Annotated in this window: 14 protein-coding genes and 1 riboswitch; of the genes, 5 read left to right on the plus strand and 9 right to left on the minus strand. The window is 64.0% G+C overall.

Translation table 11 applies throughout. The annotated features are described in order from the left end of the window. Positions 1–137 precede the first annotated feature (137 nt). From VF769_RS14515 to VF769_RS14530, 4 genes are all read right to left on the minus strand, one after another. Positions 138–848 carry a PepSY domain-containing protein gene (locus VF769_RS14515; protein ID WP_331009142.1) on the minus strand — a complete coding sequence of 237 codons (711 nt, stop codon included), beginning with the start codon at positions 846–848 and terminating at the stop codon, positions 138–140. A gap of 74 nt (positions 849–922) precedes the next feature. Continuing rightward, on the minus strand, positions 923–1,294 hold the full coding sequence (locus VF769_RS14520) for a copper resistance protein CopC (protein ID WP_331009143.1): 372 nt from the start codon (positions 1,292–1,294) through the stop codon (positions 923–925). Positions 1,295–1,311: 17 nt separating this feature from the next. After that, positions 1,312–2,190, minus strand: a complete 879-nt coding sequence (locus VF769_RS14525; RefSeq protein WP_331009144.1) for a copper resistance protein B — start codon at positions 2,188–2,190, stop codon at positions 1,312–1,314. Next, a complete protein-coding gene (locus VF769_RS14530; RefSeq protein ID WP_331009145.1) occupies positions 2,187–3,917 on the minus strand; it encodes a copper resistance system multicopper oxidase in 1,731 nt (576 codons plus the stop codon). The genes VF769_RS14525 and VF769_RS14530 overlap by 4 nt, the downstream gene beginning before the upstream one ends. A 262-nt stretch (positions 3,918–4,179) precedes the next feature. Here VF769_RS14530 and VF769_RS14535 point away from each other — a divergent pair, with 262 nt between their 5' ends. Next, entirely contained in the window at positions 4,180–4,434 is a 255-nt protein-coding gene (locus tag VF769_RS14535) for a hypothetical protein (protein WP_331009146.1), read from the plus strand. A 10-nt stretch (positions 4,435–4,444) separates the two neighbouring features. Here the strand turns inward: VF769_RS14535 and cueR are convergent, their stop codons facing one another. Together cueR and VF769_RS14545 are read right to left on the minus strand one after the other, a co-directional pair. Then, positions 4,445–4,876 carry a Cu(I)-responsive transcriptional regulator gene (gene cueR / locus VF769_RS14540; RefSeq protein WP_331009147.1) on the minus strand — a complete coding sequence of 144 codons (432 nt, stop codon included), beginning with the start codon at positions 4,874–4,876 and terminating at the stop codon, positions 4,445–4,447. Between the two features lie 70 nt (positions 4,877–4,946). Beyond that, positions 4,947–5,072: a hypothetical protein gene (locus VF769_RS14545; protein WP_331009213.1), complete on the minus strand. Its 126-nt coding sequence runs from the start codon at positions 5,070–5,072 to the stop codon at positions 4,947–4,949. Between VF769_RS14545 and VF769_RS14550 the strand changes: the two genes are divergently transcribed. The 4 genes from VF769_RS14550 (at position 5,046) to metB (ending at position 10,074) form a co-directional block, all read left to right on the plus strand. Next, positions 5,046–7,382: a heavy metal translocating P-type ATPase gene (locus tag VF769_RS14550; protein ID WP_331009212.1), complete on the plus strand. Its 2,337-nt coding sequence runs from the start codon at positions 5,046–5,048 to the stop codon at positions 7,380–7,382. The genes VF769_RS14545 and VF769_RS14550 overlap by 27 nt on opposite strands. Before the next feature lie 104 nt (positions 7,383–7,486). Then, a riboswitch (SAM riboswitch) is annotated at positions 7,487–7,564 on the plus strand. Positions 7,565–7,627: 63 nt separating this feature from the next. Further along, positions 7,628–7,960, plus strand: coding sequence for a hypothetical protein (locus tag VF769_RS14555; RefSeq protein WP_331009148.1), 333 nt, complete (start codon positions 7,628–7,630; stop codon positions 7,958–7,960). Then, a complete protein-coding gene (gene metX, locus VF769_RS14560) occupies positions 7,947–8,933 on the plus strand; it encodes a homoserine O-succinyltransferase MetX (protein ID WP_331009149.1) in 987 nt (328 codons plus the stop codon). Before VF769_RS14555 ends, metX begins: the two co-directional genes overlap by 14 nt. Next, positions 8,926–10,074: a cystathionine gamma-synthase gene (gene metB, locus VF769_RS14565; protein ID WP_331009150.1), complete on the plus strand. Its 1,149-nt coding sequence runs from the start codon at positions 8,926–8,928 to the stop codon at positions 10,072–10,074. Before metX ends, metB begins: the two co-directional genes overlap by 8 nt. A 3-nt stretch (positions 10,075–10,077) precedes the next feature. Here metB and VF769_RS14570 read toward each other — a convergent pair whose 3' ends face one another. From VF769_RS14570 to VF769_RS14580, 3 genes are read right to left on the minus strand one after another with little or no spacing between them, the layout of a single operon-like run. After that, complete coding sequence (locus VF769_RS14570) at positions 10,078–13,242, minus strand: efflux RND transporter permease subunit (protein WP_331009151.1); 3,165 nt, start codon at positions 13,240–13,242, stop codon at positions 10,078–10,080. 3 nt (positions 13,243–13,245) lie between these two features. Continuing rightward, entirely contained in the window at positions 13,246–14,556 is a 1,311-nt protein-coding gene (locus VF769_RS14575) for an efflux RND transporter periplasmic adaptor subunit (RefSeq protein WP_331009152.1), read from the minus strand. Next, positions 14,553–15,158: a TetR/AcrR family transcriptional regulator gene (locus VF769_RS14580; RefSeq protein ID WP_331009153.1), complete on the minus strand. Its 606-nt coding sequence runs from the start codon at positions 15,156–15,158 to the stop codon at positions 14,553–14,555. The genes VF769_RS14575 and VF769_RS14580 overlap by 4 nt, the downstream gene beginning before the upstream one ends. Positions 15,159–15,172: the final 14 nt, after the last annotated feature.

Below are 15,172 nucleotides of genomic sequence, written 5' to 3' on the forward strand. Positions count from 1 at the left end.
AGGGGTCACAGGTTCGATCCCTGTCGCGCCCACCATTGCCGGCCTTGACGCACGGGGCTCGCGGCGATCTCGTCCGACCATCCGGGCCCTGGCGTCGGTTCGTGCAAAGTCGCCGCGCGCGTATCAACTCTGTGCGCTCAGTCGAAGGCTTGCGCTGGGCGTCGGCGGAAGCGGATGCGATACGGAATCAGTACGATGCCGGCGATCACCGAGAGCAGCGTGACGGCGGCGACGATGATGATGAGCGGGTGGTTGAAGTCCTCGTGGTTTCGCCAATCCATGATGTGCAGCGCCCAAAGCGTGTCGTAGACACGCCAAAGATCGGAGCGGCGAGCCGTCACGGCGCCGGTGTTTTGCGCCACATACACGGATAGGCCGCCGTCCGGGAATTGAACGCGCCATGCCGGCAATGCGCCGCGGTACTCCGCCGTCTCGGCGGTCACGAGCGTCGCACCGATGGGCGCGGAGGTGAGCGTGACGTGGGCGCGCGCGATGGCGCTCGCCTGCGCGGCGCTTAGGGGCGAGAGCCGCTGAAGCGTGACGGCGTCGTAGAGGATGGACGGTCCCTCAGCGAACTCGGCCAGAATGACAGGTCCGCCGCTGCTTTGCTCGATCGTGATCTTTGTCGGCGCTTCACCTTGATCGCCGCGCACGCGCGCCAGCGTGGCCAATGTCGCGGTGTCGATCGTCTGAGCCTCCGCCGGCGGACGTATCAAATGCTCGCTGCGGATCTGCTGAATGGGGATCAGCGAAAAGAATAGACCGCTGACCACCCAGAGCACGATCTGAACGCCAACCAGCAACGCGAGCCATTTGTGGACGAAGGACGCGATACGCGCGAGCGACATGAACTTCCCCCCATCGCGCCGCAATCAAGCCGGCGTGGACATAGGCGCGTTCGAGCGGCGCCGGCCCTTCTTGTTCAATGGACCATGTAACGGACGCGACCGGTCATGGTGTGATTGTCCGGTCCGCTCGCGGTCCAGGTAAAAGTGTAATTGCCTGGCGTCAGAGGCGGCAAGGTCGCCGTCACGGTGGTGGCGGGGGCGGCGTCGACGAGAGCGACCGCGAGGGGATCGCCGCCGCGCGGCGTGACGATGAGGCTGGTGAGCCGCATCGGATGGTCGAAGGTGACGCTGAAAGTCTCTGGGGCCGCGCCCATCGCGCCGTCGGACGGGTCGGTTTGCGCGGCGCTGTGCGCGTCATGGCCGCCATGGCTGTGTTGCGCGGCAGCCAACGGGGCTGTCGCGAACAGCGCCAGCACCACGCCGAGCATGAGGGAATATGCGTGCATGTAGAACTCCTAGGTTTTTAGAACCAAGTACGAAGGCCGAGGACCGCGCGCGTGGACTCGGTCTCCGCGCCGCCCGCGTCTCTGAGGTCGCGCGTTTCGCCGATCGCGCTCGCCCAGGTGACGCCGACATAAGGCGCGAAACGGCGGGTGATCTCGTAGCGCAGCCGCACGCCAATCTCCGCTTCGGTGAACCCGGCGGCAATGTCGAGCGTGGGGATGTCCTGCGCCGCGAGTTCGAGTTCGGCGCTTGGCTGCAGGATCAACCTTTGCGTCAGTCGCAGGTCGTACTCGGCTTCAGCGCGCGCGGTCACATCGCCGTCCGTGGAGATGAAGGCGGCCACGCCGACTTCGAACCAATAGGGGGCTAGGCCTTGGAGGCCGAGCACGAGATCGGTCCACTCTTCGCCGTCGCGGGTGCTCTGGCGCAGCCCGCCTTGAAGGTCGAAATAAGGCGTGACCGCACGGCTGTAGAGCAATTGCAGCTCAGCGTGCTCGAGCTCGTCGTCGAACGCGCCTTCGCCCTCCGTTTTCCACCAGAAGCGATGAATATCGCCGCCGTACCAACCTTGGGCGTGCCAGGCATAGGTCTCTTCGTCATCGTCGAAACCCACCTCCAATTGCTCAAGAAGGATGGCGTGTGTTCTCATGCCGCCATTCTCATGGAGCAATTGCTGGCGCGCGCGCGCCATGACTTCGGGATCGAAATAGAGATCAGCGGCGTTGGCCTGCGTATCGCCGATGGAGGCCGGCGCCGGTTGAGGTGCGGCCGTTGTACCATGCTCGGCGTGCGGATCGGGCGCGGGCGCTTCGGTTTCATAGTGCGTATGGTCTTGCGCCGCTGCGGGCATGGCTGCAGCGAGCACAAGCGGGGCGAAAAGGGCGGCGATCATCCTCATGATGCGGCATCCAGAGGTCGAACCGTCACCACGTTGAACATGCCCGAATGCATGTGCATCATCATGTGGCAGTGGAACGCCCAATCGCCAGGTGCGTCTGCCGTGAGATCGAATGATAAGCGTCCGCCTGGCGCCACGTTCACCGTATGCTTCAAAGGCTGATGGCCAGCGTGTCCATTCACGAGCTCGAAAAAGTGTCCGTGCAGATGGATCGGATGCTGCATCATCGTGTCGTTGACGAGCGTGACGCGGACGCGCTCGTTGTGCTCGAAGCGAATGGGCTCGACGATTTCGCTGAATCGGCGTCCGTCGAAGCCCCACATATAGCGCTCCATATTGCCAGTGAGGTGGATCTCCAACGTGCGCGACGGTTGCCGCGTATCGCGGTTGGGATGGAGCGCGACGAGGTCGGTGTAAACCAGCACGCGATGAGGCTCGTTCTCAAGTCCGAGCGGGCGCTCGGCCAAGCGGTTCTCCGGCATGGGCGAGATGCTTTGCACGCCGACACCTACGGCCATATTGGGCGGCGCAAGCGAGCGGTCGCGCATGTTCATGTCGCCATGCTCCATCGCGCCATGATCCATGGAACCATGATCCATGGAGCCCATGCCCCCCATATCCATGCCCATGTCGCGCATGGTCAGGTTCGGGACTTGGCGCAGCGCCGGAATGTCCGCGCTCATGCCTAGGCGCGGCGCCAGCGTGGCGCGGCCCATGCCGGAGCGATCGACCGATTCTGAAACAAGAGTATAGGCGCGATCATCGGGCGGCGTAACGATGACATCGTACGTCTCGGCCACTGCGATCTGAAATTCATCGACTTCGACAGGGCGGACGTTTTCGCCGTCAGCTTGCACCACGATCATCGGCAAGCCTGGAATCCGCACGTTGAAATTCGTCATGGCCGACGCGTTGACAATGCGAAGCCGCACGCGCTCGCCGGGCACGAACAAGCCCGTCCAATTCTCCTGCGGTCCATGACCGTTGACGAGATAGGTATAGGTCGAGCCGGTGACGTCGGAAATGTCGCGCGGATCCATGCGCATCTCGGCCCACATGCGCCGCTCGGAAGCGCTCATGCGGTCTTCGCCGGAAAGCAAACCCGCGATGGTGGTGCGCTGTTGGTTGAAATAGCCCGGGCTGGCCTTGAGGCGCCGCAAAATCTCGTGCGGATGCAGGAAGCTCCAATCGGAGAGCACGATGACGTGCTCGCGATCATAGGCGACAGGATCATCGCCGGCGGGATCAATGATCATCGGGCCGAAATGGCCCATCGCTTCCTGCAGGCCGGAATGGCTATGGTACCAATAGGTGCCGGCTTGGCGCACCGGAAATTCATAGACGAAGGTTTCGCCCGGACGGATGCCGGGAAAGCTGATGCCGGGCACCCCATCCATCTGAAACGGAAGCAGGATGCCGTGCCAGTGGATGGAGGTGTCTTCGTCCAGCGTGTTGGTGACGGCAAGGCGCGCATGCTGGCCCTCGCGCAGGCGGATGAGCGGCGCCGGCAGCGTGCCGTTGACCGTGATGGCATGACCGGTGCGTCCGCCGACACGGAACGGAGAATGGCCGACGGTCAGGGCGATGTCGGGTCCGCTGAGCGTGACGGGTGTCGGTGCGACGCCAAGCGACCCGGTCTGCGCCCACGTCGGGAACAGCCCTTGCGCCGCCGCGAACCCGGCGCCGCCGGCGATGGTCTTTAAAAGGGTCCGGCGCTCCACCGACACGATCGTCTCCTTGCTTGCCTGCGTAACAATGTGCACCTTCCCATCGCTGGAAGGTCAAGCCCGTGATGGGACGGCGATCCTCGAATACCATCTAGAGGTTCCCAAATTCGCGGCGAGGGCGCGCTGGCGCGACACATACGCCCGTCCGCGGCGCGTCCTGCCCAAGTCCCAGGATCGCGCGATCCCCCGACCGGTCATCTTTGAGAGTGAAGGTCGCTGCCTCCGCGCGTATCAATGGCGCCTAGCCTGGAGGAGACAGATCATGCGGTTAAATTGGACGTTCGCGCTAGCGTCAATGGCTGTGCTCGGCGGCTGCGCGACCGCGCACGGCATGGGTCATGGGATGATGAACCACGAAGAGATGATGCGCCATTGCCAAGCGATGCAGGAGCATCATGGCGATGCGGCGCATCATCCCGACCATGACCCGGCGCGGCATGGCGGCATGAGCCATGAGGAGATGATGCGTCATTGCGCCGAAATGCGCGATGGTGAGGCTGCCCCTCATCAGCCCTAGCTAATTGAACTCACGCGCGCACCGCGCGTTGCGTGCGTCTCGGACCTTGCGTACGCGGTTTAGCCAAGTCGTCGAGGATCGGGCACTCCGAGCGCTCGTCGCCATGACAATGCTGCGCAAGTTCGCGGAGCGTCTTCATCACGGCGCGCATCTCGCGAATTCGGCGCTCGAGATCGGCGATGTGTGTTTCCGCCAATTGCTTCACCTCGCGCGAGGAGCGCCCCTTGTCGCTCCACAGCGCGAGCAAGGCGGAGACTTCTTCAAGCGAAAAGCCCAGATCGCGGGTGCGGCGCACGAACTGAAGCACGGCGATGTCTTGGTCGCCGTAGTCGCGATAGCCATTTGCGCGTCGCGCCGCCGACGGCAGCAGGCCAATGCTCTCATAATAGCGGATCATTTTGGCCGATACGCCCGTTCGTGCGGAGGCTTGCCCTATGTTCATGGGATCGAACCTGAATTTATCGTGTTGACCTTACCATTGTGGGAAGGTGGAGGCTCTGGGGCAAGTGAAATCAGGAGCGCGAAATTCTCGCGAGAAAGCCATGGACGCTCACGCCCACCATCAGCACGGACACGACCACGCCGCAGAATTCCGTGACCCAGTCTGCGGCATGATTGTCAAAGGCGATACGCCGCATCGGCTGTCGCACAATGGCGAAGACGTATTGTTCTGCAGCGCCGGCTGCAGAGCCAAGTTCCAGGCTGCGCCTGAGAAATACTTCAAGCCCGATGCCTCGGAGTCCTGCTGCGCGAAGAAAGAGCCCGAAGGGGCGCATGGGGCTTGCCACGCCCATGGACACAATCGTGCGGCGCCCGCGGCATCAAAGGACGCGCCAAAGGGCGCGCAATGGACGTGCCCAATGCACCCCGAGATCGTGCGGGACGGCCCCGGCTCGTGTCCGATTTGCGGCATGGCGCTGGAGCCGATGACGCCCACCGCGGACGCCGGGCCAAACCCTGAACTCGTGGATATGTCGCGCCGATTTTGGATCGGTGCGGCTCTGGCCGCGCCGGTGCTGGTGCTTGAGATGGGACGTCATTTTTTCGGCATCGACCAGATTGTGCCGGCGATGTGGAATCCGTGGCTCCAGTTTCTCTTAGCCACCCCCGTCGTGTTGTGGGCGGGTTTCCCGTTCTTCGAGCGCGGCTACCAATCTTTGCAAACCCGCAACCTCAACATGTTCACGCTGATCGCGCTGGGGACGGGTGTCGCATGGATCTACAGCGTGGTCGCGCTTCTGGCCCCAAGCCTATTCCCACCAGAGTTCCGCGATGCGCACGGGCAGGTCGCGGTCTATTTCGAGGCCGCCGCAGTGATCACCGTTCTGGTGCTCTTGGGACAAGTGTTGGAGCTGCAAGCGCGCGAGCGGACCGGCGGCGCCATTCGAGCGCTGCTTGACCTTGCGCCGAAGACCGCGCGGCGCATCAAGGACGGCGCGGAGGAGGAAGTCGGGCTGGATCAGATCGCGGTGGGCGACCGGCTGCGCGTGCGTCCCGGCGAGAAAATCCCGGTGGACGGGATCGTTCAAGACGGCCGGTCCACGATTGATGAATCGATGGTGACGGGCGAGTCGATGCCGGTCACGCGCGACGCCGGCGCGCGCGTTATCGGCGGCACGCTCAACCAGACTGGTGCGCTGATCATTGAGGCTGATCGCGTCGGCGCCGACACGATGCTCTCACGAATTGTGCATATGGTGGCCGAGGCGCAGCGGTCGCGGGCGCCGATCCAACGGTTGGCCGACAAGGTCTCGGGCTGGTTCGTGCCCGCCGTTATCGCGGTCGCCATCGCCGCGCTCATTGCATGGTGGGCGCTGGGACCGTCGCCCGCGTTCTCGTATGGCCTCATTGCGGCTGTCTCGGTGCTAATCATCGCCTGTCCCTGCGCCCTCGGCCTTGCGACTCCGATGTCGATAATGGCGGGTGTCGGGCGTGGCGCGCGTGCGGGCGTGTTGATTAAAAACGCCGAGGCGCTGGAGCGCTTCGAGAAAGTCGACACGCTCGTTCTCGACAAGACGGGCACGCTGACCGAAGGCAAGCCCGCACTTATCGCGATCCAGACTGCGCCGGGCCATGAAGAGGCCAATGTGTTGCGTCTGGCGGCAAGCCTTGAAAACCAAAGCGAACACCCTCTGGCGCTAGCGATCGTCGCGGCGGCGAAGGAACGCGGTCTTTCTCTGGCAGAGGCGCGCGATTTCGACTCGCCCACGGGCAAAGGCGTCATCGGCGTGGTCGATGGCCACCAGGTCGCGCTTGGCGCCGAGAAATATCTCGCCGAGCTCAACGTCGACACAAGCGCGTTGCGCGCGGCCGCTGAATCGCTTCGCCGCGACGGCGCCACTGCCATCTTCCTGAGTGTGGACGGCGCGGCCGTCGCCGTATTGGGTATCGCCGACCGGATCAAGGCCACGACACCCGACGCGCTCGCGTCGCTGAAAGCACAAGGTCTGCGCCTCGTGATGCTGACCGGTGATAATCGCACAACCGCAGAATCCGTCGCGCGCAAGCTCGGCATCGACACGGTCGAAGCGGAGGTGTTGCCCGAAGAGAAGTCGCGCATAGTGGCGCGCTTGAAGGGCGAGGGCCGGGTTGTGGCCATGGCTGGCGACGGCGTGAATGACGCGCCGGGCCTTGCTGCGGCAGATGTTGGCGTCGCGATGGGCTCAGGCACGGATGTCGCGATCGAAAGCGCCGGCGTGACGCTGCTGCATGGCGATCTCACAGGCATCGTGCGCGCCCGGGCCGTCTCGCGCGCGACGATGAGCAACATCCGGCAGAATCTATTCTTTGCCTTTGCCTACAACGTCGCCGGCGTGCCGATCGCGGCTGGCGTGCTCTATCCGATCACCGGCGATCTCCTATCGCCGATGATCGCGGCGGCGGCGATGGCGCTGTCGTCGGTCTCGGTGATCGCCAATTCCCTGCGGCTGACGTCGGTCAGGCTCTGACGCTGGTGGGCGGGAGGGTGCGCCCTCCCGCCCAGTTCGGCCCTGTCGGAAGGGGACCGCTGCGCTGCAACAACGCAGGTGACAGAGGCGGCGGGCTGGGCTATAGGCTCCTTCGCGCCGATTTGATGCTCAGCTTGCGGGCGCGTTAAAAATACAGCTAAAGCGAAGGTGAGTGCGCCCCAGGCGCACCCCTCCGGCCCGCAAGCGATGCCTACAATCGACGCGCATTTGGAAGGCGCGTAGCTATGGCATTTGAACTGCAAGCCCTCTCGGGGCCGGATTGTGGCGCGGAAGATTTCTGTCTTCCTGGGCTCGAACTGCAGCACGAGATGCTGTTCTCCCTGAAGAATTGGTCCGACGTGAGCGGCATCACGGACGGGCTGAGCGCCATCGGCGCCGATGTGCACGCGCTTTCACTCAATCGCAGCGCCGATCTGTTTGTGCTGCGCTGCCGGGTAAAGGCGATTTCGGCGGCGCGGGCGCGGGCGTTCGTGCGCGATCTGGCTGGCGTGGTGGAGGGCGCGGCGAGCGTCGAACACCTGATGCTGGCGAAGGCGGGCGAGCATGTCGGCGCTTAAGATGGCGGCTCAACTCGATCCCCAGGCGCAAGCGTCAAGCTACGCGGGCGAAGATGTTTTTGTCGCCGTGCCGAGCGATTTCCGTTTGGAGACGGGCGACACTTTGCCGGACGTCGAGGTGCGTTTGCGTCGCTACGGCCGCGCCGATGGGCCGGTGGTGATTGTCAGCGGCGGCATTTCGAGTGGGCGTTTCATCGCCGGTGAAGGCGGTTGGTGGCGTGATCATGTCGCACCAGGCAAAGCGATCGACCTCGATGAGTATTGCGTGTTCGGCTTCGATTTCGCGCCGGTGGAGGATCATCGCGTGCGGCTCTCGCCGCGCGATCAGGCGCGGTTGATCGCGGTGGCGCTCGACGCGCTGGGCGCTGGCGTGATTGAGGCTTGGATTGGCTCATCTTATGGCGGCTCGGTTGGTTTGAATTTCGCGGCTTATGCGCCGGCGCGGGTGAGGCGACTGTGCGTGCTGTGCGCTGCGCACAAGCCCGCCGCTTTGGCGCGCGGCTGGCGGGGCGTGCAACGGCGCATGGTCGAGTTCGCGATTGCGCAGGGCGAGGTCAGCCAGGGGCTCGCGTTGGCGCGTCAGCTGGCCATGATCACGTACCGCAGCGCCGACGAATTCGAGCAGCGTTTCGAAGACGGCGCGCTGGATGATCAGGGCCGCTCCGGGCTGGACCGCTATCTCATCGCGCGCGGCGAAGCCTATATCGACGCGATGGCCCCGCAGCGTTGGTTGTCGTTGAGCGAGTCGATCGATCGTTGCGTTGTGCGGCCGGAGGAGATCAGTCCGCCGCTGACGCTGGTGGCCTGTCCAACCGATCAGATTGCGCCGCTAGAAGCGGTCGAGGAGCTTGGCCGCAGGGTGCAGCACCTTACGGCGCTGCGCACTCTGCCGTCGCTCTACGGCCACGATTCATTTCTGAAAGAGCCGGAGCGCGTTGGCGCCATCCTGCGTGAGTTTTTGAACGATGACTGAGCTCGAGTCCGACGAAACTATCCTCGCGTCGATCGGGGTGGACGAAGACCGGGGCGAGGGCGCGGTGATGCCGCCACTCTATCTGTCGTCAAGCTACAGCCTCGAAGGCTTCCAAAAGAAGCGCGGGTATGATTATGGGCGCACCGCGAATCCGACGCGCGATGTGCTTGCGCGCGCGCTCGCCGCGCTTGAGCGTGGCGCTGGCGCGGTGGTCACCAGCTCGGGTATGGCGGCTGTGGATCTGGTGCTCTGCTTGCTCGATGCAGGCGCGCTGATTGTGGCCCCGCATGATTGCTATGGCGGGACGTGGCGGCTGTTCGAGGCGCGAGCGCGCAAGAAGCAGATCGAAGTTGTGTATGTCGATCAGAGCGATGCGGAAGCGCTGAACGCGGCGCTGGCGCGTAAGCCGGCTCTGGTCTGGATCGAGACGCCGAGCAATCCGCTGATGCGGGTTGTGGATGTCGAAGCCATAGCAAGGGCGGCTAAGGCCGTGGGCGCGCGCGTGGCCGCCGACAACACATTCCTTTCGCCGCTGCTGCTGAAGCCGATCGCGCTGGGCGCGGATTTTGTCGTTCACTCCACAACGAAATATCTCAATGGGCATTCAGATGTGGTCGGTGGCGCGGTGGTCGCGAAAGATGCGGCCGACGTCGAGCAACTGAAGTGGTGGGCCAATTGCTGCGGGCTGACTGGCGCGCCGTTTGATTCCTGGCTGACGCTGCGCGGGCTGCGCACCCTGAGCGTGCGGCTGGAGCGGCAACAGAAAACGGCGGCGAAGGTCGCCGCGGCGCTGTTGGCGAACTCGGCGTTCCGGGCCGTGCACTATCCGGGGCTCGAAAGCCATTCCGGCCACGCCATCGCCAAGCGGCAGCAGAAGGGCTTTGGCGCGATGCTGAGCATTGATCTCGCCGGTGAGGCACGCATCGTGCCGGTGTTTCTCGATAAGCTGCAGCGCTTCACGTTGGCCCAATCGCTGGGCGGCGTGGAATCTCTCGTCTCGCATCCAGCAACGATGACGCACGCGTCGATGACGCCGGAGGCGCGGGCGCGCGCAGGCATCACCGACACGCTGTTGCGGCTTTCGATCGGCCTCGAACACGAGGACGATCTGATCGCCGATCTAGAACAGGCGACGCGCTAGGCGCTATTCCGCAGGCGTGTGCACGTGGCTTTCGCCGGTGCTGGGTTTCGGCAAGAAGCCCTGCACCCAGCGCTCCAGGCGATCGATCAGCACGAACATCGCCGGCACGAACACGAGCGAGAGTAGGGTCGAGAGCATCAGCCCGCCAATCACGGCCGCGCCCATGCCCTGACGCAGCGTGCCGTCCACACCCCAGCCCGCGGCGGCGGGGATCATGCCCGCCGACATCGCGAACGTCGTCATGATGATTGGTCGCGCGCGCTTCAAGCCGGCTTCCATGAGCGCGGTATTGCGGCTGGCGCCCGCATGCATGCGCTCCACGGCGAAATCGACCAGCAGGATCGAATTCTTGGTGACGAGACCCATCAGCATCAGCAAACCGATGAAGGCGAAGAGCGAGAGCGGTTGGTTGGCGATGATCAGGCCGAGGAAGGCGCCGCCGATCGATAGCGGCAGTGCGGTCATGATCGTGATCGGCTGGAAGAAGTCTTTGAACAGCAGCACCAGCACGCCATAGATGAGGATGACGCCCCACAGCATGGCCGTGCCGAAGGCGCTGGTCATCTCCGAATAGTCTTCTGTCTGACCCGCGCCGGCGAGTGCCACGCCGTCTGGAACTTGTCCGGCAGGTAAGGGCTCCGCGAGATTGAGCGAGACCAGCAAATCGCGGATCGGATCAATGCGAACGTCGTTGACCGAGCGCGCCTCGGGTAGCGAGGTCACGGCTTGCTGTGCGACGCTTAACTCAACGCCAGGCACGACGTTGGCGCCCACTGTGACCGCGCGCTCGCGATCGCGGCGCTCGATCGTCGCTTCGCCGAGCGAGAATTGCACGTCTGCCACGGCGTCAAGCCGCACCGGCGCGCCAAGGTTCGATTGCACCGGCAACGAACGGATCGCATCCAAGTCTTGGCGGCGATCTGGACGTATCGTTGTACGAATGGGGATCTGCCGATCGGCTAAATCGAACTTCGGCAAATTCTGATCGGCGTCCCCGCTGGTCGCGATGCGGATCGCGGACGCAAGGCTCGCGGAGGTTACACCCAAACGGGCCATGTCTTCCTGACGTGGTCGTATCTGAATCTCGGGTCGGCGCAGCGCCGACGCTGATCGCACGTCCGCCAATTCTTCGCGCTGATTCATCGCCGCCGCGAGGCGCGCCGCAGCCAAGTTCACAGACTCGGCATCCTGGCCAACGAATTGAACAGTGATGTCCGAGCCCGAGCTACCGCCCTGATCTTGTACGAACGCGGCGCGATAGTCTGGGAAGTCGGAGAGGATCGGTCTCAACGTTTGCTGAATGGCATATGCCGATCGGCTGCGCTCGTTGCGGTCGCTGAGCTGAATGTAGATCGTTGCACTCGGCGCAGAGCCATCAGCGCCGTCCATGGATGTGAAGACGCCTTCGACTTCTGGGGTCGCCGTGCGAATGCGTGTCGCCATCTCTTGGAGGACCCGATCGGCCTGCAATACAGGCGTACCCGGTGGGATTTCAACGTTGGCGCGGATCATGCCGTTGTCAAAGCGGGGGATCACGACCGACGGAATCGCGCCCGCTATCAGCAAGCCCACCGGCACGATGAAGACGGCCAAGCCGACGCCGATCGTTTTCCATGGATTGATGATCGCCCAGTGCAGCGCGTCCTTGTAGATGTTGAGGATGATGCCAGGCGGCTTCTCTTCGTGGCCGGCATTGCTCAGGAAGAACGCAGCCATCATCGGCGTGATCAAACGCGCGACAACCAGCGAGAAGAACGCCGCCATCGCGACGGTGAGGCCGAATTCCCGGAAGAACACGCCCATGCCGCCGGACATGAAACTCACCGGCACGAACACGGCGATGATCGTGAATGTCGTGGCCACGACCGCGAGGCCGATCTCGTCGGCGGCTTCGAGCGAAGCTTGATACGCGGATTTGCCCATCCGCATGTGCCTGACGATGTTCTCGATCTCCACGATCGCATCATCGACTAGCACGCCAGTGACCAGCGCCAGCGCGATCAAGGTCACCATGTTGAGCGTGAAGCCAAGCACCTCCATGCCAGCGAAGGTCGGCATGATCGAGAGTGGAATGGCGGCGGCGGCGATCAGGGTCGAGCGCCAATCGCGCAGGATCAAGAACACAACCACGCAGGCGAGCAGGGCGCCTTCGATCAGCGCATGAATCGAGCTTTCGTGCATGCCGCGAATGAATTCGACGGTGGAGCCGATCTCGCGGATTTGCAGTTCCGGGCGGCGTTCCTCGATCTGACGGATACGTTCATCCATCGCATCGAACACTTTGACTTCCGAGGCGCCGCGCGAGCGCAGCACGAGAAAGCCAACGACCGGTTGACCATTATAGCGTGAGATCGATTGCAGATCGCTGGCGCTATCCGTCACCGTGCCGAGATCGCCGATCCGCACCACGCGCCCGTCGCTCGCCGTGATGCGCGTGTCCGCCAAGGCCGCCACACTCTCGGCTCCGCCGAGCGTGCGGATGGATTGCGCTTGGCCGGCGACTTCCGCCTGGCCGCCCGGCAAGTCCACGTTCAGCGCCCGCAATTGATTGTTGATCTGATCGGCCGAAATGCCATAGGCGAGCATGCGCGCCGGATCGAGCTCGATGCGGATCTCGCGATCCACGCCCCCCATGCGCTGCACTTGAGAAACACCTGGCACCGCCAGCAATTCGCGCTGCAGATCATTATCAATGAACCAGGAAATATCCTGGGGCGTCATGCCTTGGCCTTCGACCGCATAATAGCCGATCGGCTGTGCGGCCGCTTCGATGCGCGTGATTACGGGTTCGGTGATGTCGGCAGGTAATTCCGAGCGGATTCGGTTGATCGCGTCGCGCGCATCATCAACGGCGCGGCCGAGATCCGTGCCGCTCTCCATCTCGACTGTGGTTTGCGACACGCCGGGCGAGATGGTGGACGTCACGCGCTTTACGCCTTCGACCGCCGTCAGCGCGGATTCGATGCGTTGGGTGATCTGGGTTTCCATTTCAACCGGGGCCGCGCCCGGTTGCGCGACGGTGACGGTGAAGCCGCCGAAATCGACGTTCGGCAATTGGTTGATCGGCAGACGGCCATACGCTGTCCAACCCGCGAACAGGAGCGCAAGGATCAGAACGATCGGCGGGATCGGATTGCGGATCGCGCCCGCGGAGATATTCCAAGCCATGGCTTAGCCTTCCCGGCCGCGCAGGTCTTGCGGCTGTGCTGGGGGAACCGGGGCGGTCGCCGAAGGCGCCGCCGAGGCTTCGGTCGCGAGTGGGCGGACTTCGTCGCCGTCCTGCAAGAACGCAGCGCCGGCGCCGACAACACGTTGACCAATGTCGAGGCCGCTGAGAATCTCGATATATTCGCCGTCGCGCGCGCCAAGCCGCACTTCGGTACGACGCACGAGGTTGTCGTCGCCGACCACATACACATACGCTTGGCCGTTGTCGTAGAGCACCGAACTCTGCGGGATCGCGGGGACGTTGCGTTCCTGCAGATGTGCGACGCCACGCAGATACATGCCCGCCCGCACCCGCGTGCCGCTCGGCAGAGAGAAGAGGGCTTCGCCCGTGCGCGTGCGACTATCGATCGAAGCCGGGCCACGGCGCAGCGTGCCCTCCACGGTCGAGCCGTCCACAAGCGTGAATTCCGCCGTCTGGCCTTCGGTGAGTGCGAGCGCGTCAGCCTCAGCGACTTGCGCGGCAACTTCGAGGCGATTGTCGGCGGCGATGCGGAACAGCACTTGGCCATCGACGTTGCGGCCGACTTCGGCCATGCGGTCGATGACCAGACCCGCCGCCGGCGCGCGCACATAGCCGCCGCCGAGGCGCGCATTCACTTCCTGTAATTGGGCGCGCGCGGCCGCCAACCTTGCGTCAGCCGCGACAGCCGCGGCGCGCCGTTGCGCGATGGCTTCCGCAGAGAGCGCGCCGGAATCGCGGATCGATTCAGCGCGTTCGTATTCGTCGCGCGCGCGGATCGCAGCCGATTCCGCTTCGGCGACATTGGCTTGGGCTGAGCGGATTTGTGCCTGCGCGACGTTGGTGTCGAGCCGCGCCATGGCTTGGCCAGCGCGCACCGTGTCGCCTTCATCGACGAGTATTTCCAGGATGCGCACGCCGCTTGCCGGCGCCGCGACTTGAATATCGCGCACGGGGCGCGCTTCGCCGTTCAATGAAACCGTGGGCGTGACGCCCCGCGATGCGACTTCGATCACGGAGACTGCTTGCGCCGTGGAGACCGGCGTGTGCACCGCGCCGTCGCCGCCCAGGCGGCTGACCACGAAAAGGACGGCAATGATCGCGGCAATGCCGCCGCCAAGAATGAGCAGCGCCTTACGACGTTTGCCGGCCTCGTCCGGAGCGTCAATGGCGCGGTTCCACGCGGCTTCGCTCGCGTCGCCCACGCTCTTCATCGCAGTGCCGCCAGCGTCGGCGGCGCGCTTCAAGAGGTCGCCAGCTTTGTTGAAAATTTCGGGGCGATCGGGCTTGTTCATGACCGTTCTCGGGGAGGAGCTAAATAACGTTCTGCAATCGTGCGGAATTGCGCGATGGCGGCTTCCGCATCCATCGCGCCAGTGAAGGCCCGTCGCAGACCTATGCCTTCAACGAGGGCGAACAAGGTGTCCGCCGTTTTTTCGGGATCGAGCGCGGGATCAATCTCACCGCGCTCCTGCGCGGCGATAATGGCCTTGGCGATGATCATGATGCTCCGGCTGTCGCTGGCGCGCAGCGCTGTGGCGATGCTCTCGTCGCGCAAGGCCTCGCCCATGATGTCGGCGACGAGCGGACCGTCATCGACGATCTTCTGCAGGAAGTCGCGGGCCGAGGTGAGGAGCGCCTCCAGGAAGCCAAACTTCTCGGCGGCGCGCAGAAACGCGACATCGCCCTCTGCGCGCGATTCCTCGGCGATGGCGCCGATGATGTCCGCTTTGGAGCCGAAATAACGATAGAGGGCGCCTGCGCTGATCCCGGCCTCGGCGCAAATCTCTTGCATCGACGCCTGATGGAAGCCGCGACGGCGAAAGCAGACGATCGCCGCGTCCATGATCTGGCGGCGGCGTCTATCAGCCAGCAGGGGATCAGCGATCCGCGCCAAGACTTACCCTCATT

This window comes from Vitreimonas sp. (assembly GCF_036392335.1).
Taxonomy (GTDB): Bacteria; Pseudomonadota; Alphaproteobacteria; order Caulobacterales; family Aquidulcibacteraceae; genus Vitreimonas.